The organism is Chitinophaga barathri (assembly GCF_003807585.1).
Lineage (GTDB): Bacteria > Bacteroidota > Bacteroidia > Chitinophagales > Chitinophagaceae > Chitinophaga > Chitinophaga barathri.
The window spans coordinates 146,892-169,306 of sequence record NZ_RMBX01000004.1 but is presented as its reverse complement, the minus strand read 5'-3'; the positions used below and the strand labels follow the sequence as shown (position 1 = coordinate 169,306).

The 22,415-nt window shown below is 52.5% G+C and carries 19 protein-coding genes and 1 tRNA gene; 5 read left to right on the top strand and 15 right to left on the bottom strand.

Going from position 1 to position 22,415, the window contains the following annotated elements; genetic code table 11:
• Positions 1-43 precede the first annotated feature (43 nt).
• The 3 genes from EG028_RS08995 to EG028_RS08985 all read right to left on the bottom strand — a co-directional run bounded on the left by EG028_RS08995 (position 44) and on the right by EG028_RS08985 (position 1,773).
• Entirely contained in the window at positions 44-898 is an 855-nt protein-coding gene (locus EG028_RS08995) for an NAD(P)-dependent oxidoreductase (protein WP_120516232.1), read from the bottom strand.
• Positions 899-969: 71 nt separating this feature from the next.
• Complete coding sequence (locus EG028_RS08990) at positions 970-1,413, bottom strand: GlcG/HbpS family heme-binding protein (RefSeq protein WP_120516233.1); 444 nt, start codon at positions 1,411-1,413, stop codon at positions 970-972.
• A 6-nt stretch (positions 1,414-1,419) separates the two neighbouring features.
• Positions 1,420-1,773, bottom strand: coding sequence for a cupin domain-containing protein (locus tag EG028_RS08985; protein WP_120516234.1), 354 nt, complete (start codon positions 1,771-1,773; stop codon positions 1,420-1,422).
• A 106-nt stretch (positions 1,774-1,879) separates the two neighbouring features.
• On the opposite strand from EG028_RS08985, the gene EG028_RS08980 reads away from it, so the two are divergent.
• Both EG028_RS08980 and EG028_RS08975 read left to right on the top strand, forming a co-directional pair.
• A complete protein-coding gene (locus EG028_RS08980; protein WP_120516235.1) occupies positions 1,880-2,446 on the top strand; it encodes a Crp/Fnr family transcriptional regulator in 567 nt (188 codons plus the stop codon).
• A gap of 66 nt (positions 2,447-2,512) precedes the next feature.
• Positions 2,513-3,367 carry an acyl-CoA thioester hydrolase/BAAT C-terminal domain-containing protein gene (locus tag EG028_RS08975; protein WP_162946417.1) on the top strand — a complete coding sequence of 285 codons (855 nt, stop codon included), beginning with the start codon at positions 2,513-2,515 and terminating at the stop codon, positions 3,365-3,367.
• Here the strand turns inward: EG028_RS08975 and EG028_RS08970 are convergent.
• The 7 genes from EG028_RS08970 to EG028_RS27665 form a co-directional block, all read right to left on the bottom strand.
• On the bottom strand, positions 3,336-3,770 hold the full coding sequence (locus tag EG028_RS08970) for a secondary thiamine-phosphate synthase enzyme YjbQ (protein ID WP_120516237.1): 435 nt from the start codon (positions 3,768-3,770) through the stop codon (positions 3,336-3,338). The two genes, EG028_RS08975 and EG028_RS08970, sit on opposite strands and share 32 nt — an antisense overlap.
• Positions 3,771-4,654: 884 nt before the next feature.
• Entirely contained in the window at positions 4,655-6,067 is a 1,413-nt protein-coding gene (locus EG028_RS08965; RefSeq protein ID WP_120516238.1) for an alkaline phosphatase, read from the bottom strand.
• A 234-nt stretch (positions 6,068-6,301) separates the two neighbouring features.
• Complete coding sequence (locus EG028_RS08960) at positions 6,302-6,703, bottom strand: hypothetical protein (protein ID WP_120516239.1); 402 nt, start codon at positions 6,701-6,703, stop codon at positions 6,302-6,304.
• A gap of 31 nt (positions 6,704-6,734) precedes the next feature.
• The gene (locus tag EG028_RS08955; RefSeq protein ID WP_120516240.1) at positions 6,735-7,544 is read right to left on the bottom strand and encodes a ferritin-like domain-containing protein; all 810 of its coding nucleotides are present in this window, start codon (positions 7,542-7,544) and stop codon (positions 6,735-6,737) included.
• 29 nt (positions 7,545-7,573) lie between these two features.
• Complete coding sequence (locus EG028_RS08950; RefSeq protein ID WP_120516241.1) at positions 7,574-8,275, bottom strand: ferritin-like domain-containing protein; 702 nt, start codon at positions 8,273-8,275, stop codon at positions 7,574-7,576.
• Between the two features lie 257 nt (positions 8,276-8,532).
• Positions 8,533-10,770, bottom strand: coding sequence for a TerD family protein (locus EG028_RS08945; protein WP_120516242.1), 2,238 nt, complete (start codon positions 10,768-10,770; stop codon positions 8,533-8,535).
• 173 nt (positions 10,771-10,943) lie between these two features.
• Positions 10,944-11,060: transfer RNA gene (locus EG028_RS27665), tRNA-OTHER, on the bottom strand.
• A 224-nt stretch (positions 11,061-11,284) separates the two neighbouring features.
• Here EG028_RS27665 and EG028_RS08940 point away from each other — a divergent pair.
• Positions 11,285-12,298 (top strand): helix-turn-helix transcriptional regulator, encoded by a 1,014-nt coding sequence (locus EG028_RS08940; protein WP_120516244.1) that lies wholly within the window; start codon positions 11,285-11,287, stop codon positions 12,296-12,298.
• A gap of 6 nt (positions 12,299-12,304) precedes the next feature.
• Here EG028_RS08940 and EG028_RS08935 read toward each other — a convergent pair whose 3' ends face one another.
• On the bottom strand, positions 12,305-13,960 hold the full coding sequence (locus EG028_RS08935) for an FAD-binding dehydrogenase (protein WP_120516245.1): 1,656 nt from the start codon (positions 13,958-13,960) through the stop codon (positions 12,305-12,307).
• A gap of 224 nt (positions 13,961-14,184) precedes the next feature.
• Here EG028_RS08935 and EG028_RS08930 point away from each other — a divergent pair, with 224 nt between their 5' ends.
• The gene (locus tag EG028_RS08930) at positions 14,185-16,599 is read left to right on the top strand and encodes a hypothetical protein (RefSeq protein WP_123864608.1); all 2,415 of its coding nucleotides are present in this window, start codon (positions 14,185-14,187) and stop codon (positions 16,597-16,599) included.
• Positions 16,600-16,675: 76 nt separating this feature from the next.
• On the opposite strand, the gene EG028_RS08925 is transcribed toward EG028_RS08930, so the two are convergent.
• Entirely contained in the window at positions 16,676-18,007 is a 1,332-nt protein-coding gene (locus EG028_RS08925; RefSeq protein ID WP_120516247.1) for an esterase/lipase family protein, read from the bottom strand.
• A 310-nt stretch (positions 18,008-18,317) separates the two neighbouring features.
• Between EG028_RS08925 and pdxR the strand changes: the two genes are divergently transcribed.
• The gene (gene pdxR / locus EG028_RS08920) at positions 18,318-19,820 is read left to right on the top strand and encodes a MocR-like pyridoxine biosynthesis transcription factor PdxR (RefSeq protein ID WP_120516248.1); all 1,503 of its coding nucleotides are present in this window, start codon (positions 18,318-18,320) and stop codon (positions 19,818-19,820) included.
• On the opposite strand, the gene EG028_RS08915 is transcribed toward pdxR, so the two are convergent.
• The 3 genes from EG028_RS08915 to EG028_RS08905 form a co-directional block, all read right to left on the bottom strand.
• Positions 19,792-20,319, bottom strand: a complete 528-nt coding sequence (locus tag EG028_RS08915; protein ID WP_241559095.1) for a GNAT family N-acetyltransferase — start codon at positions 20,317-20,319, stop codon at positions 19,792-19,794. The two genes, pdxR and EG028_RS08915, sit on opposite strands and share 29 nt — an antisense overlap.
• A 126-nt stretch (positions 20,320-20,445) precedes the next feature.
• The gene (locus tag EG028_RS08910) at positions 20,446-21,870 is read right to left on the bottom strand and encodes a Gfo/Idh/MocA family protein (RefSeq protein ID WP_120516250.1); all 1,425 of its coding nucleotides are present in this window, start codon (positions 21,868-21,870) and stop codon (positions 20,446-20,448) included.
• A 62-nt stretch (positions 21,871-21,932) separates the two neighbouring features.
• Entirely contained in the window at positions 21,933-22,340 is a 408-nt protein-coding gene (locus EG028_RS08905; RefSeq protein ID WP_120516251.1) for a DUF1772 domain-containing protein, read from the bottom strand.
• Positions 22,341-22,415: the final 75 nt, after the last annotated feature.

Genomic DNA, 22,415 nt, shown 5'->3' with positions numbered 1-22,415 from the left:
CCTATTCGCCGTTTATAAAAACCAAATATTGTTTGTTTTGCCCTTAAGACACCGCATCCTTCGAGATCACTGTCCAGTCGCTGGCGCCGAAGCCTTCCCCGATCATCTTGTCCATCTGCGCGGCAATGGCGGGCAATACGGTCAGCGTACCATTTTTCCCTTTTACGGTATCAATGAATATCTGCGTGTCTTTCCTCGCCATATTCAACTCCCAGGACGCTTTGCTGTAATCGCCGCTGCTCATGCGCTGCAAGCGGGTGGCCAGCATCTGCGCCGGATTCCAGATATCGAACAGGGAGCCGATGTCCTGCGCGGAGATGTCCAGGGCTTTGCCAAGGGACAATGTGTCCGACAAACCGGCCACAAATGCCACCAGGAAGCTGTTGCCGATCAGTTTCATGCCTGCCGCTTTTCCTTCTTCAGGCCCTAAGTTGATCACCTTGCCGGTCATTTTATCCAGCAGGGGTTTTACTTTTTCGACCACCGCCTGGTCGCCGGACACGAGCATGTACCCGCTGCCTTCACGGGCATTGGCCGGGCCCATGAATACGGGGGCGTGCAGGTAGGTAAAGCCATTATCTTTCCATTCCTTTGTGCGTTGTCTCGCGCCATCAGCAGTGGTGGTGGTATGATCAATGATCACCGCGCCGGGCTGGAGGCCGGGCGCCGCGGCAGCCAGTACCTCGTTCACAGCGGCATCGTCTTTTACGGTCAGATGGATATATTCCGCGCCTTTCACGGCATCGGCGGCGCTGGTAAACACAGTGGCGCCAAAAGACGCCAGCGCCTGCGCCCTTTCCGGGCTACGGTTCCATATCTGCACTTTTTCCCCTTTATCCAGCATTGCCTTTACAAAGTTCGCCCCCAGCAGGCCCATACCTAAAAATGCTCTTGCCATATCTTTTTTTATTAAAGTTAAGGATTAGGGCGTTGATGGAATATGCCCGCCCGTTCATCTCCATGCACCGGTTACTGGATCATCTCCAGCGCGCGTTTCACGATCTCCAGGTCGCTGGCGCTGGTGAAGCCGCCAAAGCCTGCTGCGATCATGGTGCCGTCTTTCAGGTAAAGGGGCTGGCCACCCTCCCAGCCTATCAGGTCCGGGCGGCGGATGCCGTATTTGCCTTCATCGATCTCTTTGTTGAACACCTGCCTTTCATATTCGCCGGTAGGCAGGCCGGTGATCCATGCCTGGCTGGCTTTTATCCAGGCCACGCGGTAACGTTCGCGGGCCATGATGGTGTCTGTACCGAACATCTTACCGTATACGCGGCCTTCGGGGTCCAGTATGCAAATGGCCGTGCCACCTCTTTCTTTTTCCCTGTCTTCTTTTTTCGCCATGTATTCGGGTATCAGTTCTTCCACTTTATCGATCAATGTGTTGATGAAAGCGGCCATTTCCGGGTATTGCATGTCAATCTATTTTCCTGTTAAAAAATCTTCGCGGAGCGGGGTGAAAACGTCTATCAATACGCCGGCCTCCAGGCAGACGCAGCCATGGAGCACATTGGAAGGCACAAAATAGCCATCCCCCGTTTGCAGCACTTTCTTTTCCCCACCAATGGTGAGCTCAAAAGAGCCGCTTTCCACATAACTCACCTGGATGTGCGGATGCTGGTGCATAGTGCCCACGGCGCCCTGTTCAAATTTTACTTTTACCAGCATCATCTTTTCGTCGTACCCGAACAGCTGGCGCTGTATGCCCGGCGCGGCGTCTTCCCAGGGAATGGAAGCCCCGTCCTGGTAGATCCCGCTTTGTATGGTGTTACTCATTGTTTTGCCTGCTTGTTTGTGAAAAATCACCCCGGATGCCCGGGACTACGCTGCTAAATTAATAAACAAGCGTTATTTCCTTAAATTACCATTCAAATAAAACTGCATGCACACGCCGCTGTACCAGCATTTTGAACAATACATCCGCCTCTCCCCCGCACTCAGGGAGGAACTGGAGAACCGCGTCACCGTTCAGTCCTTCAAAAAAGGCGAACTGCTGCACGATGCGGATAAGGTTTGCACCAGGAGTTATTTTATCCGGAAAGGGTTGGTACGGGTCTTCTTTCTCAAAGACGGCAGAGAGATCAGCGAATACTTCAGCAGCGAAGGCGAATGGGTGAACTCCCCCAAAAGTTTTATTCAACGGCAAAAAGACATCTACTCCATCGATACGCTGGAAGATACAGACACCTGGCGCCTGGAGATCAGCGATCTCGGTTACCTCTTCGACCATTTCCCCGAAATGGAAAGATATGCCCGGCTGTCTATGGGCACGGTATTCGGGCACCTGATGGAACGCATCACTTCCATGCGGTTTACCTCCGCAAAGGAAAAATATGACCATTTCCGGGCCGTTTACCACGATATCTATCACCGCATCCCGCTGGGCATGGTCGCTTCCTACCTGGGCATTACGCAGGAAACGCTGAGCCGTGTAAGGGCTGAAAAGTAGTTTTTGATATAGGTCAAAAGAAAAAGGAAACAAATGGCTGAGTTTTGTGCAACAAACCAAACAGCTATGAAATTTTTATTGCTCTCCTTATTCCTCTATTCCTTCCATTTCTCCCTCCGGGCGCAGACCGTGCTGGAAACCCCGCAGGCAAACAGCATTCTCTACACCGGCCCCGGCGATGATCAACCTCTTATAGTAGGCCTGGGCGGCTCCGAAGGAAGGAACGCATGGGCCAGCGATCATTGGAAAACCACCCGCGACCGTTTCCTGGAAAGCGGTTATGCTTTCCTGGCCATCGGTTATTTCGGCGCACCCGGCACACCGGACACGCTCAACAGGATCTCCCTCAACGCCATACACGACGCTATCCTGAAAGCAGCCGGCAACCAGAAGATCAATAAAAAGAAAATCGCCATCATCGGCGGCTCCCGGGGCGGCGACCTTGCTTTGCTGCTGGGCAGTTATTTCAGCGATATTACCTGCGTGGTGGCCATCGTGCCCAGCCATGTGACCTTCCCGGGGCATACCGGTCACTTTTCCACCGCCGCGTGGACGTACAACGGGAAAGAACTGCCCTATGTACCGGTGAATGAAGCAGCGGTGCCCGCTTTGATGAAAAGGGACCTGAGAGGCGCTTTTGAAGCGATGCTGAAAGATTCAGCGGCGGAACAGCTTGCCATGATACCCGTGGAGAGAATAAAAGGCCCCGTACTGCTGTTGTCCGCCACGGAGGATGAGATATGCCCTTCTACACTAATGTGCGAAAAAATGGAAGACCGTTTCAGGCAACACCAGTTCCCGTACCGTACGGAACACATAGCCGTGCAGGGCGGTCACGCCGCGCCATTGACGCGGTTTGACACGGTCTTCGCCTTCCTGGACAAATACTTTAAGGCGTCTCCGTCTCGCCCCAGGCGGTGATGACCAGCTCCCGCTGCCCGCCATGGTTGCGGTGCTCGCAGAGGTAAATGCCCTGCCAGGTGCCAAAGGCCAGCTTGCCGTTGCGCACGGGTATCATTACAGAGCTTCCCAGCAGTGCGGCTTTGAGGTGGGCGGGCATATCATCCGGGCCTTCGTCGTCGTGGAGATATTGCGGATCGTTTTCGGGCACTGCTTTGCTGAAGTACATTTCGAAATCCTTTCGTACCGTCGGGTCCGCATTTTCGTTGATGGTCAGTGAAGCGGAAGTGTGCCGGATAAATACCTGGCACATGCCCGTTTTCAGCTCCCTGAGCTGCGGCAGGGCCTGCAATACTTCAGCTGTAATGAGGTGGAAACCGCGTTTCCTTTCCATGAGCCGTATAAATGCCTGGTGGATCTTCATACCGCAAAGATAAAAAAAGAGGGCCGCCTTAAGAGACAGCCCCTTTTCCTATGATAACCATTATTCGAAGCCATATTTAGTATGCTGACCTCCCGTTCTGCCCTTCCTGCAGGAAATGCTGTTCTTACAGGGGGGTACAGGATCTGGTTCGCCCGTATGGTAGTAATACAGGCGTAATGTCTTTACTGCGGGGCTATCTATCGCATAACAGCGTGGTACAGCGTGCTCTCGTTATAGTCATAGGGGAAATTCCATTTTTGATGAATGAGAAATGTAGCCGCATCCGCAAATGCGATATCAACAAACAAATCAACACTAAAACATTCCTGGTATAAGCATTGGCGCATGCCCGTGCGGGAAGGGAAAAATTCTTCATAGGCGTTGATGGTTACAGAAATATGGCTTGTCCGGTCCCCGGTTTTGTTCTGAATATAGGGCCAGGTTTTCCGGTGTAAGGTAACGACAGGTTGAAGGCTGGCCTGTAGTTAAAGTACGGGCCGGATGTAGTATTTGTACTACGGCGCATTTCTCTTTTACAATATCCCGTCCATCATTAGCTGTTCCGGGGGATATGGCGTTACACCGGCCCGCAGACGCAGGTCGGTTCTTTTATATTACATAGTCAAACCCAGCGGGCCGGAACGGCCTGTTCGATGTACACATCGGCTGAGAGTTTCTTTATCTGCCTGTTGGATTGTTTGCGGCAATATGTTCTTCCTGGGTAAAGACGCCCGGCATGGTCAAAAGTTTCCATTTCGGCAGGATTATTTCCGTAATGCCGGGTATGCCCTGGTGGCCCAGAAATGATTTCCGCTTCAAAAAAAAGGGCGGGCCAAATGGCCAGCCCTGAAAAGTTGTTAAACAATGGATGAATCCGCCGTGTACTATCCTTTTTTGACACCGGTGGCGTCCAGCATCAGGTTGTGCAGATCCGAATTTTTCATAAAGGCTTTCATCAGCTGGCTGCCCGGGCCCATCATGGTCAGCTCCACATGATCCGAGGAATGGTCCATGGAAGCCCAGTGTACGGTGGTATAACTGCCCAGCAGTTCGCCCAGTTCCCTGAACGGCAGCTTTGCCTTGTTGTAAAGCCCTTCGCCGTCAGGCCTGATGTAGTGGCCCAGCAGTCCGTGCGCTTCTTCCGGCCTGATGCCGAAGCCCAGCGCGGCTTCCACTCTTTCCCTCACCTGGTTTACGGAAGAGTCTTTAGTGATGCCTTTCAGTATCCAGTCATTGGTTTGTTTGAACTGGAAGATGCTGTCGAATTTCTTATTTTCTTTACTGCCGCCAAAGATGCCGGGGTTGGCATTTCCATGGTCGGTAGTGATGATGATGAGCGTGTTTTTGTCTTTCTCCGCAAAGTCCACCGCTACCTGGATCGCTTCATCAAAAGCAACCTGGTCGTAGATGAGGCCGCCGAGATCGTTTGAGTGTGCGCCCCAGTCCACCTTTCCTCCTTCTACCTGCAACACGAACCCTTTTTTGTTCCTGCTCAGCCGCTCGATGGCCGTTTTGGTCATTTCCGCCAGCGTGGGGATAGTAGCCTGCAATTGTGTATCCTGCGCATGATCCAGGGCGTAAGGGATCGCATCTCCGTGGAATACAGCCATCAGCGGCTGGCTGGCGGCGGCGTTCAGCATTTCCTGTTTGGTGCGGGCCACGGCAAAGCCGGCCTGTGCGTATTTGGCGAAAAGATCCTGTTTGTCTTTACGGGTATCGGCGCTGAAAAACTCCGTACCGCCACCCATCATCACATCAAAACGGAGCTGGAGGTATTGTTCGGCGATCTCCGGCTGGGAGTTCCTGCTGGCGTTATTCACACAAAACCCCGCCGGTGTGGCATGGGTGATGGGCACGCTGGTAACGCAGCCCGTGGCTTTGCCCGCGGCTTTGAACTTGTGCAGGATGGGAACGTTAAAAGAACCGTCCTTATTGACGTTCAGCATACCGTTCGGCACACGTACGCCGCCGCCCCAGGCTGAGCTGCCCGCGGCTGAATCGGTCACCAGGTTGTCCGCGGAGGCGGTATCCATCAAACCTCTTTTTGCTTTGCCTTGTTCGTACAGCTTCATCCAGCTGCTGCTGCGGCCTTCTTTGCGTTGCAGGAGCATGTTGGCCATAGTCAGCGTGCCGATGCTCATGCCGTCGCTTACGAGGAAAATAATATTGCGGGCGGTAGTACCATCCCATTTTACATCGCCGCCTTCTTTGCCGGAGGCCAGCAGGTCAACGGGGGCAAGTATGGAAGAGGCGATAGCCGCCAGGGAAGATTGTTGTAGAAATTGTCTTCTTTTCATCAGAGATAACGATTGAAGCAGTAAAGATGCTCATGTTACCCCGGAAGTGCATGTTTTCATGTATTAAGGATTTATTATTTATCGGTTACGGGCCGGCAGCTATGTAAAAACAAAAAAACCGAAGTAAGACTTCGGTTTTTCGATTGATAAAATGACTACTATAAACATATGCCTGTCTGTGAGTGTAATAAAAAACCGCCCCCAACGACCAAACCTGCGGGGGCGGTTATATCATCAATTAACCCAAAGTGTCCAGTCAGTATCGAACTTGTACCATTTGCCATCACTTCCTTCCCACTTCCACTCGGGTACTTCGGCCCATTCTTTCCCGTCTGTGCTCCACACGAGCTTTTTGTCATGGATCTTGAGCCATCGGCCGCTCTTATCGGACCAGAGGCCCTCTTTGGAAGCTGTCCATTTTTTACCGTCGGTGCTTTGCCAAAGGCCGCCTTTTTTGTCCAGTTTGTACCAGTGCGCCTTGCCGTCCACTTTACCTTCCCAGGTGCCGGAGGGCGATTTCATCCAATCGTAGGATGAGGTGACAGTGGCGGATGCGGGCTGTTCATAGGCGCCGGCGGCAAATGAGGACGTGCTGATGAATAACATTGCGCAGAATGTTGCGATTTTACTTTGCATTGTTCGTGAATTTAGAAATGTATGAAACGATTTAAACGATGAAGGGGTCTACAATCGCGAGTACCTGCGCGGCGGTCAGCGGCTCGTCGAAACTTTCGCTGGCGGCGTTCGCGTTTACGATAGCGGCAATGTCAATACCTGCCTGCGTGGTAAGTTCCTCACCGTTATAACTGGCCTGCACGGCCGCACCGATGCCGCCTGTGTCTTTGCCCGTGATCCAGGGTTTCACATTGGCGCCGCGCGCTTTGCGCATCTGCCGGATGTGGGAAGCATGGCGTGCTTCCACGGAATGGATCTGCAAAGCGGCGGTGAGCACATCGTTGTTGCCCATCAGCTCGCCCGCCCTGCCTTTGTAAGCTCTTACTCCGGTATCTTCAAAGGTCTGCGCCACTGCCAGGAATGTATCGTAATTGGTGAACACGTTGCCGAATGCGCCGCCCGCCGTGAAATCAAAAGTCGGTTTTGCCACTGCCTGGCCTCCCAGTGAAGCGATGGCCGTTTTCAGGAAAGACACATGCGCGTTTTCATGGTCCCTGATGGTATTGATGGCCCCTACCCCGGGCGTGCCTGCTGGCACTACGCCTGATGCGGCGCCCATGGTATAGAATTCCGCTTCCAGGTATTCCAATGTGAGTGCATAGTTCAGCACTGCCACGATGTTCGGCGCGGACTGGCCGTAGGCTTTTTTAAACATCCCGCCAAGCGCAATAGGAATGGCTGCCAGCGCCAGTTTGCCGCCGATCCGGAGAAAACTCTGCATCGCGCCTCTGCGGCTGTCCATGCGTTCGTACACTTCGGGATCGGTCTTTTCAATTTCTGTGAGGATATTCTGTATGTTCATAAAGAAATGTTGAGAGATGAAAAAATGGATCAGGAAGTGGGGAGGTTACCGCCCCAGAGTACGGATTTGAGGAAGGGTTTAGCAGCGGTGAGCACATCCGCGGGGCTGCTGGCTACGTCAAGACCGTTTGCATTGATCACGGTGTTGTCCGCAAAAGAGCCGTTGCTGATGAGATCGCGGATGAGCGCGGCATGCCTTGCTTCTACGGATACGATCTTGCCGGCGAGTAAGAGATAGTCCACATTGGTGATCAGTTTGCCCGCACCGTTGTATGCGCTCACGCCAAGGTCTTCAAAGGCTTTGGCAACGCCCAGTACGCTGGCCCTGTTGGTGAAGTCGATCGTGGTGAAGTTTACTTCCAGCCCGGGGATCGCTTTGTTGCCCAGTGCCTTTTTGAAGAACTCGCGGTGAGACACTTCGTGATCCCTGATATCGGCCAGCAGTTGTGATTCCGCCGCTGTGATGCCGGTATAGGGCGTTAGCGCCACCTGGCCATAGAAGGCTGCTTCCAGTTGTTCCAGGGCGTAGGCATAATTCAGGATGCCGGTATCGTCTCTACCAAGATCGATACTGCCGGGTGGCGGGCCGCCACCGGGATTGTCATCTTTAGAACAGGCGGTGATGGCAGCGGCGGCTGATACGGACAGACCCAGTGCAGCGAGAAATTTCCTGCGGGGCATACCATTCCCTTGCTGGCCTTCGGCCTGCCGGGTTACAATTTCTTTTTCCATAAATTAATGGCTTTAGTTAGATCAGTTTACATGAATCGGTTTTCAACTCTTTTCTGGGTGACCCTCTTGTGTAGATACGTTGTGTGATGAGTTACAGATTTTTATCCAGGAGAATATTTTTAACAGCAGTGTATTTGCTGAAAACGGCCAAGCAGATACGTAATACAGCGTGAAATGGATTTTTGCAGGTGATATTTCTTTTAACAACAATAAAAAAGGGCCGCCCAAACAGGCAGCCCTTACTTATTAACCCAGTGTTAATCTAACAGCAATTTCGTCACCGTTGCTGTGTTCATCGCCCATTGAAGGGTATATATTTCATCGGCTTCCTCTGCTGTTTTTACAGCTTCCAGTTGCTGTGCCATTGCTTTGATCCGCAGCAGCTGACCGATACTTATCTTCGCATTCAGCTTCACCAGCAGGTTCCCTACGGATGTATAGTTCATATCACCCACCAGCTGACCGTCGAACGGCATTTCCAGCCAGACGATATACCTGTTCCTCACATCCAGCACACCAAACGCAAGGCCTTTCGCCAGAGGCTGCGTAATACGCACCTGGTGCTGTACGCAGGAAGGATCATAAGCGACACCTGTTTTTTCGGATATCTTCATAGGGTAAGCACTATTCATCCATCCGAGCACAAGGTTCGGCGTGATGCTACCGTTGCTGTACGCGTTGCAGGTGAATACCACATATCGTGCATCCGCGTTATCCAGTTCATCCAGGTCGATATCAATGTATTCAGCCGTACCAGTCTTATGCGGTATGCTCCGGATGTCCCCGCTATGTTTTGTACCGGTGGCCACCAGCCGGTTGAACGCGCAGATATCCGTCCAGTCGTTGCCGATCACGCGGCAGCTAAGGTCCATATCCAGGTGCTGCGCGGGGAGGTCTTTACCCCATTGCATGAACAGCCGCACGCTGTTCCCTTCCACCGGGAAACGCGTTCCCATCAAAGCCGCGCCAAGGTCCTGTACATGATCGGAACGGTCGCCGATGGACAGCGGGATGTTATACAAACCTTCATCGATGAAGATCGTTTTGTTGGTATTCTCCTGTTCACGGAAGCGGGCTTCCATTACTTCAAGGCATACTTTTCCCGTCATCACCGCGGCTTCTCGCAGTTCGTCCTTTGTATAGATACTCAGCAGCGGGTGCGGTTTCACTGTTTTGCTCACGCCACCCAGCGGTTTTACCGTTCTGTATTGCGCGGGGTCAAAATAGTTGGCCGCGTAGGATTGTAATGTCAGCAGCAAACGTGCAGGCAGTTTTCCCGCCACTTCACGGAATTCCTTCATGGTCGCTTCGGGGCCGAACCACAGCATGTTTGAGAACAAAGACCTTGCAAACAGGCCGGGGCGCTGCTTCAGCAGGTAAAACGTACTGGCTGCGTCCGTCTTCAGGCGGTATTCATTCACCCTTCCGCTCCATACTTCGTATGTCTGGTTATAAAACACATCCATGATTTCGCGCAGTTTCTCAAAACCTTTCACCCTGCTGTATTCTGCAAGCCGCAAAGCCCTGATGAAACGTACCCACATGTTACGCCTGGGGTGCATGATCTCACAGACCATGTTCACCGGCAGGGGAAGTTCACTCAGCCATTTTGCCACCATCTTTCCTTCCGCGCGGCTGTATTTCAGCCGCAGCTTTGTTTTCGATTCCACGGCCGCCTGCCTGGATTTACCGGCTCCCGCGAGCAGGTGGCGGTTGTTCCGCGAAGTTCTGGCCACGATCGTACGCGGCTCTATCAGTTGCAGGAAACCTGTTTTCCTGAACCACAGGTACCGGAGGATATCCGCGGGCGAAGTCATCAGCTTACCGGCTTCACCGGCTTTTCCGGCGTCCGCCAGTCCGCTGATCACCAGCATGAGCGTTTCTTTCATGCTGATCTCCGCCTGCGGCAGATCCAGCTCTTTCAACAGCACCCGCAGGGTATCTGCCTGGGTGGCGTCCAGAGCGGTTTTGGAGGTTAACAGGTCTCGCAACAGACCATTCATTTCTTCAAGTGTCCATAAGGTGAGCACTTTCAGCTTGCTGCCCTGGCCAAAGTGCTCCACTGATGCTTTTTCGAACGGTGTACCGCAAAAGGGGCAGCCATTGTAGCGGTCCAGCGGGAAAGTACCTGCAGGGATCACGTGGCCGCAGGCCAGCGCGTTCTTTTGGTCTTTGCCGTAGAGGTTCGCAAAAAAAGTGTACCAGTGATCCTGCCTGGATTCATAGGTAGGGATATTCCAGCCTTTCACCAGGGGCGCCCAGTTGTGCTTCAGTTGCAGCACACGGCAGAATTCATCGTAGATGGCCATCAGTCGGGTAGGGTTCAGCCCGTTCAGGGCATGCAGCAGCGGCTCGTCCACAGTGTACCCCAGCCTGGTGAGGTTGGAAATAAAAGTTCCCGCAACGTGCGTGATCTCCTTCTGCGGCTGCACGAATGCGGCATCCATATATACCGCATTGTAGCGGATGGCGGCGGAGAGTAAATTTGTTTTCATGTCATTGTGTTTTAAAAAAGAGGTAATTGCGCGCCTGCTAACATTCACAGTGTTTTTTGAAGTAAGGCGCACCGGACCTCCCCGTTTTAAGATAATCGCCGGACTGTTTGGTTTGGAGCGGGAATTTCACCCGCTGCGGTTTGGAAGTAAGTCCGGCATGTCCTCAAAATTTGCAAAGCAGGCGGGACTCGAACCCGCGACCCAGGCGTTATGAATGCTGAAGTAAGTGCGGCTTGGCCCTTGCGGGTAATGGCCGGACTGTCTTGCTCTACCAACTGAGCTACTGCTTTGCTTTTTGTCATCACTTTCTTTCTGACAGCACAAATATAGCAGCACATATGCGCAGGCCATTTGCGCACTTCATCGGATACACGAAAAAAATACCTGTAACGTTTACCTGTATTGAATAATAAAAGGAAAATAGTTTTAAAAGGATGTAAAGTGCGCAAATGTATTGCGCAGTATTTCCGGGAAAATGATAGTTTTGTATTCCAAACCGCCAAAACCGGTACCTATGGCAACGAATAAACTGGCCTTACTCCGTATTAAAACGATAGACAGCTGCCTGCGCAACCGCAAACGCAAATGGACACTGGAAGACCTGATCGAGAAAGTGAGTGACGCCTTATATGAATATGAAGGCATTACCAACGGCATCAGCCGCCGCAGCATCCAGGGGGATATTGCGCTCATGCGCAGCGACAAGCTGGGTTACAACGCCCCTATTATTATAACAGACCGTAAATACTATACCTACGACGACCCGGACTACAGCATTTCCAATTCCCCGATCAACGCATCGGACATGGAAAAGATGAAAGAGATCGTGGGCGTACTGAAGCAGCTGAGCGGCTTCGGTTACTTCGAGGAAATGAGCGACATGGTGGCCCGGCTGGAAAACACCCTGCTCAAATCCGCCCCCGAAGGGAGGAACTGCATCCAGTTTGAAGCGAATCACCAGTTAAAAGGGATCAACTTCATCGGGCCGCTATACCAGGCCATCACCCGCAAAATACCTTTGCTGATCACCTACCGCTCCTTCAAAGCGTCTGAAAGCAGGCAGGCAATTTATTTCCCTTACCTGCTGAAGGAGTACCGCAACCGCTGGTTCCTGATCGCACGGCCTAAAAAACAACCACTGCTTATCACGCTGGCCCTGGACAGGATACAGGAGTTCCACGAAATGTCCGCGAAAGACTATGAGGAATACGAAGGAACGGATTTCGAAAAGTACTACGGGGAGATCCTTGGCGTGACGCGCTCCGAAAAGGACCGGCCGCAGCAGGTGACCCTTTGGGTGAACAAACAGAACGCTCCTTATGTGCTCACCAAACCGCTGCACGCCACGCAGAAGCTGCTGAAGGAAGATGAGAGCGGTATCCTCATCAGCATCCATGTGGTGTTGAATTTTGAACTGGAAAGAGAGATCCTCGGATTTGGGGAATTTATGAAAGTGGTAGGCCCCAGGCATCTGAAAGGCCGGATCAGGAAACGCCTGGAAGACGCGAGGGGGTTATATGAACAGTGATGCCTGTTATTGAATGCCCATGATCCCCCTCGCCGCCGTTCTCCCTGAAAAGATACAACCGCCCAGGAAGGTGCCTTCCAGCGCGCGGTAGCCATGCATGCCGCCGCCGCCAAAACCGGCGGCTTCGCCCGCGGCGTACAATCCTTCTATTGGTTTCCCGGATGCGCCCAGCACCTGCCCGTGCAGGTTAGTTTCCAGTCCGCCCAGGGTTTTGCGGGTGATGATGTGCAGTTTTACAGCGATCAGCGGACCGGCGGCAGGGTCCAACAGTTTGTGCAGCGGGGCGGTCCTGATGAGTTTGTCGCCGAGGTAATTACGGGCGTTGCGGATGGCGGCTATCTGGAGGTCTTTGCAGAATTTATTATCCAGTTCGTTGTCACGGGCTTTTACCTGCTGCAGGATGTCTTCATATTGAAGGAGCGGCTCCGGCGTGAGTTTGTTCATGCCCGCCACGAGCGTTTGCAGATCGTCCGCCACTACAAAGTCTTCCCCTTTTTCTTTAAAAGCCTCTACAGGTGCGGTGGCCTTTGGGCCGAACGCTCGTTTTATCACCTGTTTCCATTCCTTATTCGTCAGGTCGGGGTTTTGTTCGGAACCGGATAAGGCAAATTCTTTTTTGATGATCTTCTGGGTGAGGATGAACCATGAATAATCGTATCCCGTATGCCCGATGTGCTGAAGGGTGCCCAGCGTATCGAATCCGGGGAAAAGCGGTACGGGGAAGCGTTTGCCCCGCGCGTCCAGCCAGAGGGAGGAAGGGCCCGGCAATATCCTGATGCCATGATTTCCCCAGATGGGCGCCCAGTTCCTGATACCTTCGGTATAATGCCACATCCTGTCCGGGTTGATGATGCGCGCGCCCGATCCCTCCGCGATGGATAACATACGCCCATCCACGTAGTGGGGTACGCCGCTGAGCATATGCGCGGGTGGCGGGCCCAGTCGCTCCGGCCAGTTCTTCCGCACCAGGTCGTGATTTGCGCCGATGCCGCCGGACGTGATCACCACCGTCTCCGAGCCGATATAAAAATCGCCGGTTATTGTATCCGAACTACGCTCTCCCCTGCCCACGGCGGTAGGCTCCAGTATCACGCCTCGCACACCTTTCACCGCCCCGTTCTCTACGATCAGTTCCGTTACCCGGTGCCTGAACTTCAGCTGTACCGTTCCATTTTTCGCGGCATCTTTCACCCGTTCCGCAAACGGCTCCATCACGCCCGGGCCGGTACCCCAGGTGACGTGAAACCTCGGCACGGAATTTCCATGCCCCACCGCACCATATCCGCCACGCTCCGCCCAGCCCACTACGGGAAAAAATTTAAGCCCATGCTGTTTCAGCCAGCTGTATTTTTCAGCCGCCGCAAAATGTACATATGCTTCCGCCCAGCGGCGGGGCCAGTAATCCTCTTCCCTGTCAAAGGCGGCAGTGCCCATCCAGTCCTGCAAGGCCAGCTCCAGGCTGTCTTTGATGCCCATACGTCTCTGCAAAGGCGAATCCACGAGGAACAAACCGCCCAGCGACCAGAAAGCCTGCCCGCCAAGACTTTGCTCTCCCTCCTGCTCCAGCAATATCACTTTAACGCCATTTTCAGCCAGTTCTTTGGCAGCAACGAGGCCGGACAGCCCTCCGCCAATAATGATGACATCTGTGCTTAATTTCATCGTTTAAAGTATTGTAACTGAATATCGCATTTTTTTGCCGATCGGGATCTCCAAAAGCGCAAGTATCCACTTACTGACACAAACTCATCTGAGAAAAATACCGTGTTTCTCCCCTTTTTTTAAAGACAGGGGTGTCGTATTATTGCTACCAGTAATACCCCCCACCCATGAAACATTTCTACCTATTACCTATTTTTTTGCTCATGATCTGTATGGGCACAAATTTGAGAGCACAACAACCCCTGAGTTACCCTGACCAGGTTTTTACATGTCCCGGTGTAGCGGCAGGCATTCCTGTTAAGATCGGTTTCGTGAAAGAGACCGGTAAACTGTCGCTGAAAGTAGCGGCGGATACCGCCAACGGCACGTTCAGCAAAAAAGAAGACGCTGAAAAGTTCCTGCTGGAAAAGATCAGGCTGCTGCTGCTGAAAAACTGCCCGGCCATAGCCCCCGGCGAATATGATGTAAAAGCCGAAGTGCTGGCGCGCGAAGCGGCTAATTATTTCCTGAACAACGGCATCACAAAAGTGGATGCGCTGAAGCTGGCCGACAACAAAGAATTGCGGCTGTACTCCGCGAGAGGGAGCTATTATTTATCCCTGGTGAACCCGCTGAATGGCAATACCAGCGACCTCCTGAAAAAAGAGAACGGCGAGTACACCTTCGACATCCCCGGTATGAACCGGGAAAAGCTGATCCTGGACAAAATAACGGAGCTGCTCAATAAACATACGGAGGCACTGAAAACCCCGAAGATATACCTGCTGCAAAATAATAAACTTTATATCCGGAACCCGGTGAGAGAAGATTCCACCAGCATCACCTATGCCGCCGCGGATTCTAATTATATCAAAAAGATCAAAGGCGGTAAAGCGGATGCGGCGGCGCTGGCCGGCTCCAACCAACCCGTGATGTTCCTTATCAAAACAGGCGGAACAACGGAAGAGGCCAAACCCGAAGCGGAGAAACCGGCGGAAGAAAAACCAGCCGCCACCAAACCCGCGGCAAAAGAATCGCTGCTCGCGGAAGACAGCATCAGTTGCAAACCGGACAGCAGTTTTACCCTGCAAGCCTTCACCTATCCCAAAGCAGCGGCGGATTCCTTTAAGCTGAAGGCGTTCACCAAAATGAAAGAATCAAAAGAAAAAGTGTATTCCCTCCAGGTGATGGAAGCGGCCTTCATTTCCGATGTGGAGAAAAACTACGCGCCGGGTTGCACAAACGCAGAGGTGAAAAAAGATATTGCGAAGTTTTTGAAGGATGTAAAAAAAGAAATAGCCAGAAAAGCGGAGACTGAAAAAGAAAAAGAAGAGCTGGCCAAAAAGAACAAAGAACTGGAAGAACACAGCAAAGCACTTGAAAGCACGATAGAAAATCTTGGTGCTGAAAAGGGATATGCGGTGAGGTTAGTAGCCAGAAGTTCCATCCCGGTGCACCCTTCAACCAGGTGTGGCGGCTCCAAACAGAACACTGAATCCCTTACCGAAAAAACCCTGGTGGTAGATTCTGTCCGCCTCATCGTACAGTACAATTGTATTTACGAGGTAGACATTTCAGGTACTATCGACGGAGAAAGGGTTCAGACACTTTACAATGATAATTATGGATTAAGCCTGGAAGCGATCAGGGAAAAAAGAGGCAGGCAGAAACTGATATTCAGGTATAAAGATGCATGTTATGAGATCGGCTACCAGGACATCTTTTTAATGTATCCCGGCTCCGCAGGTATCTCCAAAGAACTTCGGGACCTGGACTATACATTCAGGCCTGGATTGAAGAAAGACACGAGCGTCCTCGTGGAACAAAGAAGGCTGCTGGATTACGTTTCAGCCTCCGCTTTCCTGGACCTGCAGGCCTTTAATGCGGACAATCCCAATAAAAACATCGCGACAGAACTCTATTTCAACTATCACATCAACCCTTACAATATCTACCGCGGATTCGGCATTTTAAAGAACGCATACCTGCCGCTCACGCTGGGCTTTAATCTTTTCAAACAGGGAGAAGGCATGCCCACGTTCCGCAACCCGGTGGTGGATACCATGCGCACCGATCCCAATGTCCCCAGGTCCGATACCATCGCCTATCAATATTATTTCAAAAATCTGGACCTGCTGAAGTACTCCTTTATGCAGGTGAGACCGATGCTGAACCTCCTGGCGCTGGACCATAAAAAAACACGCCTGATGCTGGAAATAAACGGCGGCTTCCTGCTGATGGGCAGTAATGCACAGCTTACAGACCCCGCCAAGGGAGAGGACTCCATATACTCCAAACCGGTCTACTCCTACAGCTGGCTGCTGGAATCACGTATCAGGCTTGCGCCCCGCCCGCGTTACGGCCTCGACCTTCATGTGATCTATAATTTCGGATTGCGCCCTTTCAGCACAGATATGAAATCTACTACCGGGGAGCACTCCATCAGTGAACTGGGCAGGGCGAATATGCTGAAAACAAATAAGGATGATTTTATTCTCGGCGAGCTGAACTTCTATTTTAACCCGTTGCAGCCAAGATCCAATACAGACAAGGGCGGGCTTTATTTTAAACTCAGCTGGTACAAATCCGTTCATTATTCGGACGGGCATTTTATGTTCCTGGTGGGTTATTCTACAGACATCAAGAACTTCTTCCGGTAAACGCTTTTTACCCTCAGCACATACAAAAGGACAGCCGGTTTGGCTGTCCTTTTTTTATACCGACGAGTGCAAAAGATCATTCCACCTGCGAAAGCAATTTCGCAATGTTCGTATAAAACGGCCGCAGGCTCTGCCAGTAACCGATACCGATCACATCAAAATGATCATACCCGTTATACAGACCAATATGGTTCCATACGCCTTTTTCCAAAGGCATCAGGGGATTGTATTCCCTGAGCACGGAGCCTTCCGGGCCGCTCATGCCATACACGTTCGCCGCGCCGTCGTTCGGCCACCATTTGGCATCTATCACTACTTTGCCTGAATTGCGGGTGTAATTGCCGATACCCATCAGCAGGGGTATCGGGAAAGACACGGGCATCAGTGCGGGGAACACGTCCGGGCGGGGATATTCCCATCCTGTGAGCAGCCCTCGCAGCGAAGCTTTTGTCGAAATGGAAAAATAATAGACATGCCGCGAATCAGGCTCAGCCGTCCTGCGTTCCAGCGCGGCTTCCGGAGTTACGTCATGACCGGAATAATCTTCCGTCCGCCAGATGGCGCTTTGTTCCACTCTTTTGGCGTATGACAGCCAGTTTTCACCGGGCTCCTGCTCCAGTCCCCATTGTTCAAGACTAAAATCATAGATCTTGTCCACACCCGGTAGAAGGCCCGCCAGTGCTGCCACCGATGTGATCAGCCGGCGCACAAAAGGCGTGTAATCCCCATCGAGGATATAAGAAAGCGTAGCGCCATTATGCGGTGTGCTGATGGTGGTCACGGACTTTACCCAGCCGGTCTTATCCCCGTTAAAAAGGCCGGAGTGGCCCGGCTCCCCGCGCTCGGCGGCATCCCCGTTTTCCAGCAGCGTCACCAGCTTGCGTACTGTGAGGCCACCCATGCTGTGGCCCAGCAAATGCACAGGATGTTCCGCATCCCACTCAGGATAAATGCCGGGATAATAACGGCCCTTTTCCCGGTTGTGACCAAACTTCCCGCTGTGCGCTTTTCCGTAGTCCACATACCCGCCTTTGATGTAATAATACAGCTCCACCGCCCGATCCCAGTTGCTGCTGAGCGGCCCTACCTTGGCGGCAAACGCGGGGTAGCCGCTTTCTGTCAGAAACTTCGGGATGTTGTCGAAGCCGCCCCAGTAACGGTACTGGTCCAGCATATCGCCGGGACTGATACCGCCGAAGCCGTGCACCATGATCACGGGGATGTTTGTGGCGCGGGCGTTCATGCCTTTACCGCCGGGCGGCAGCAAAATAGGTTTGTCGATGGGTGTTACGGGCTCCTCCGCCAGGGCTTCTTTTGCACCGGTATGCGGCGGCCCTTCAGCGGTTTCTTTTTTACAGGCTGCCAGCAGGAGGAAGAAGCTGAGCAGGGGCAGATAACAATACTTCATAAGCGAAATTGAATGAGAGAAAAGGCTTTCTAAGGCCAGGGTTATTGGTCAATCGGTAAATTTTAGAATTCGCGGTCGGATTTAATGCTAATCAATTGTTAATGTGACAAATCACAAACATGACTGGGAGGTTATTATAATGGCCCTACCATTTTTACATTATTTGGATTATTGCACCATCCATTATGCCATTATCTTTGAATACATTTAACCTGACTATTTCAAACGGCTGAAGACGCTGGCCCGCCACCAGTGGTCTTCATCCGCGTTTGCCAGGCCCGGAGGCCCGGTACTTAATCTATTCCGCTTTATGCCAAAAGTCTCCCACCAGATCAGCATACCCGGTCTTGAACTAAACAGGGCCAGCAAAATACCCGCCTATAAACAGGTATACGGCCTGCTGCGTACCGCTATCCTGGACCACAGGCTACAGCCCGGGCAACGGCTTCCTTCCAGCAGGCTGCTGGCGGAAAGCATGGGCGTGAGCCGCAATATTATCCTGCTGGCATACGAACAGCTTTCACTGGAAGGTTTTATCGCCGGCGCCACGGGCAACGGCAGTTTTGTATCAGGCACCCTCCCGGACACCAAACCCAAACTTCCCAAAGACACTGTAAGCCCTGAGGAAAAAAATATAGCCAGCAACGTTACTTTTCAATATCCTGTCAGCGACAGCCTCATGCAAAGGGAAAGCGAAGCCGCCACCATCAAACCCTTCCAGAACCCCGAGCCCGCGATGGATCATTTCCCCTACCGCACCTGGGCCAAATGCGCATATCGTATATTCAGGAACCTGGAATTTGAATCGCTGAACTATCACGACGCCAAAGGGTACCTCCCGCTGCGGACCGTCATAGCCGATTATCTGCGTGTGAACCGCGCCATCCGTTGCGGGCCGGAGCAGATCGTGATCACCACCGGCACACAACAGGCGCTCAACCTCGCCGCCGCCATGCTGTTGAAAAACAATGATCGTTTCTGGATCGAAGATCCGGGATACATCAACGCACGCGCCGTGTTTGAACATGCGGGCGGTAAAACGTGCCCCATCCCTGTCCATGCGGACGGGATGGATGTGGACCATGCCATGCAGAAACATCCCAATGCCACGCTTTGTTACATCACACCTTCACACCAGTTTCCCGCGGGCGGCACGCTGAGCATCACCAAACGGCTGAAGCTGCTGGAATGGGCAGCGAAGAAAAAGATGTGGATCATCGAAGACGACTACGACAGTGAGTTCCAGTATGGCTCAAACCCTGTACCCGCGCTGCAGGGGCTCGATCCTCACAAAAGAGTGATCTATATGGGCACCTTCAGCAAAGTGCTGTTCCCCGGGTTGCGTATCGGGTATATCATTTTGCCTGACAAAGAAATGGCGGATGCTTTCGGGTATGCGAAGGCTTTTGCGGACCGGCAGAATGGGATTACGGATCAACTGATCCTGCACGAGTTCATCCACGGCGATCATCTCACCATTCATATCCGCAGGATGCGGCAGTTGTATAAAAAGAGACAGGAAATATTGCTGGAGCTGATACAGCGTTTAGGCGAGGAATTGCTGCAGGCGGACAAACAATCGGGCGGCATGCATGTGCTGGCCTGGCTTCCGAAGGGAATGAACGACCAGGAAGTAACAGATATGCTGAGGTTGGGCGGTGTGTATGTAGCTCCCCTCTCCCGCTATACGCTGAAATACAAACAGCCGCCGGCATTGATACTGGGTTATACCGCTTTTAATGAAAAACTACTGGCGCAGGGTGTACGCACGATGGTGCGGATGATCAGTGAGCAGGCCAGTCTGCTTTCCTGATCTGGTACACAAAGTTCAGGCAGGCAGGCTCCCCGTAATAGGCTTCTTCCACTTCACCGGTCTTTACCGCGCCCAGCTTTTCAATCGCTTTCTGTGAACGGATGTTGTCCGCACCGATGTGGAATATCACCGTGTCCATTTCTTCAAATGCATGCGCGAGCATCAGATCTTTCACAGCGTGATTGAGACCACCGCCCCAGAACTTGCGGCCCAGGAACGTATAGCCGATCTCGATGCTCTTATTGGTTGCATCAAGATTGTAATACCGAGAACTGCCCGCGATCTCTCCCGTTTTTTTGTCGGTGATCAGGTATGCGCCGCCCGATGCCATCGCGCCTTCAAAAAACACTTTAAACACATCCCGTTTGTAACGGTCCTTGTTTGGATGCTGCTCCCACACCAGTGGGTCCGAGGCAACGGCATACAGCCCTTCAAAATGGCTCTCTTCCAGCGGAACGAGTTTCACCATGTCGTTTTCCAGTACGGTTTGAATATTCATGATCATATTACACCCAAACTAAAAATTTGTTCACTGATCCCGTCAGCCATTCAGCGGAACTTAGATGGTGCCAATAAAAAAGAGACAGCCATGCGGCCGTCTCTTTTCTTATCTGTTTGTAACAAACTACACTTTGTAGTACTGCTCCCAGCCTTTGCGCGGGGGCGGCCCTATCAGCAGTTCGTTTGCATGTTTGCTGCTGGTGATCACTTTTTTGTTGCGGTCGAAAACGATCTTTTCGCCGGTCCATTGCGCCAGTACGCCGAGGCAGAATACCTGGCTGAGCGGGCCTGCGATGGAGAACGGAGAGCGGGTCTGTTCTTCGCCTTTACATGCTTTCAGGAAGTTGGCAAAGTGATTGGAAGGGCTCTTGGGCACCTCGGGCAGTTTGGATGCCATCTCTTTCGCTTTTTCTTCCGGGATGATGCTGAGCGTGCTGGCATGAGAACCGCCTTTGAAGGTCAGCTCTTTGCTGTAGATGATCTTGCCGGGGTTGAGCTTGGCGGGTTTGATGGCGCCGGTGCTCGGGGGTGGAATGTTCGGATCGAGGCCGGAAACACCGTAGCCTGCCGGGATCGGCGGCAGGTTGTCCAGGCCGTCGTACCATTTCACTTCTACCGCGGGCATGTTCTTACGCTCGGGGAATTTGAAGCTGAGCGTGGTGCTCATCGGGTAGAAGAAATTGTTGTGCCCTTCCAGCTTGATCGGGTCTACTTCGTAAGGCAGGCCGAGGTCCAGGAACTGGTGGGCGGTATCGAGGATGTGCGCGCCCCAGTCGCCGAGAGCGCCCATACCGAAGTCGAACCAGCAGCGCCATTGGCCGTTCACAAAATCTTTGTTGTATGTATGCCCCTGTGTAGCCATCTGCCAAACGTTCCAGTCCAGTGTGGAAGGCGCCTGCTCAGTAACGGGGAAAGATTTGATATTCGGATCCCATCCGTGCCAGCGGCGCGGGGAGTTCATATGAGCGTCTATGCGGGTCACATCTTTGATGATCCCTTTGTCCACCCATGTTTTAAACTGGAAATAATTGGCTTCCGAGTGGCCCTGGTTGCCCATCTGGGTCACTACTTTCGGGTACTTCTTAGCGGCTTTCATCATTAGTTCCACTTCGTTGAAAGTACGCGCCATCGGTTTTTCGCAATACACGTGTTTACCGAGGCCCATAGCCATCATGGTGATGGGGAAATGCGAGAAGTCCGGCACACCAACGGTTACCGCGTCGATCTGGCTGCCCATTTTGTCGAACATCTGCCTGAAGTCCTGGAAACGGGGCACATCGGGAAATTGTTTGAGGATAGCTTGTGTGTGGGGAGCGCCCATGTCCACGTCGCAAAACGCTACAAAGTTGGCGAGGCCTGTTTTGGCGAAAGCCTCGGTGATTTCTCCGCCACGGTTGCCAATGCCGATGCAGGCAAGATTTACTTTATCGTTTGGCCCGATCCTGCGCGGCCCGCGCTGACCGGCCATCAGGATACCGGGGGTGGCGGCCGCGGCGGACGCCAGCATGGCATGTTTAAGGAACGACCTTCTTGAGTACTCGTTGTTCATTAAGAGGAATTTTAAAATGAGGTTTCCAAAGTATAAAAAATAAAATTCCAGCGGTAATTATTTTACACCAGTGGCTTCACGGCTGTTATGCCCCTGTATTTCAGCACACAAACGATCATCGTCACAAAACTCGCCGCCCCTGCCAGCGTACGGATCACATTGAACACATTCCATCGGTGCAGCAGCTCCAGCCAGTCCGCCGGCGGCGCCGCGGGATTCCATGAGCGTATCAGCACATTCACGGGCACATTGCCAAACCTGGTGACCAGCAGCGCCGTTACCGCCAGCAATCCGGCCGCGAGCGCCAGGTTCCGCGCATTATGCTGCCGGCGGGCCAGCCAGGCAAACCAGCAAGGCGTTACAAAACCCAGTACCATAATGGCCTGCATGGAAGCGGAATTGTATTTCATCAGCTGCACCCGGTAAACCAGGTGCACCGCGGGCGGCACGTCATAAAAAGCAGGTACCATATTCAACGCACCATAATAAAAAAGCCCCGGCCAGCAGGCCCGTGCAAAGTAAAGCCAACAGCATGGCTAAAGTAT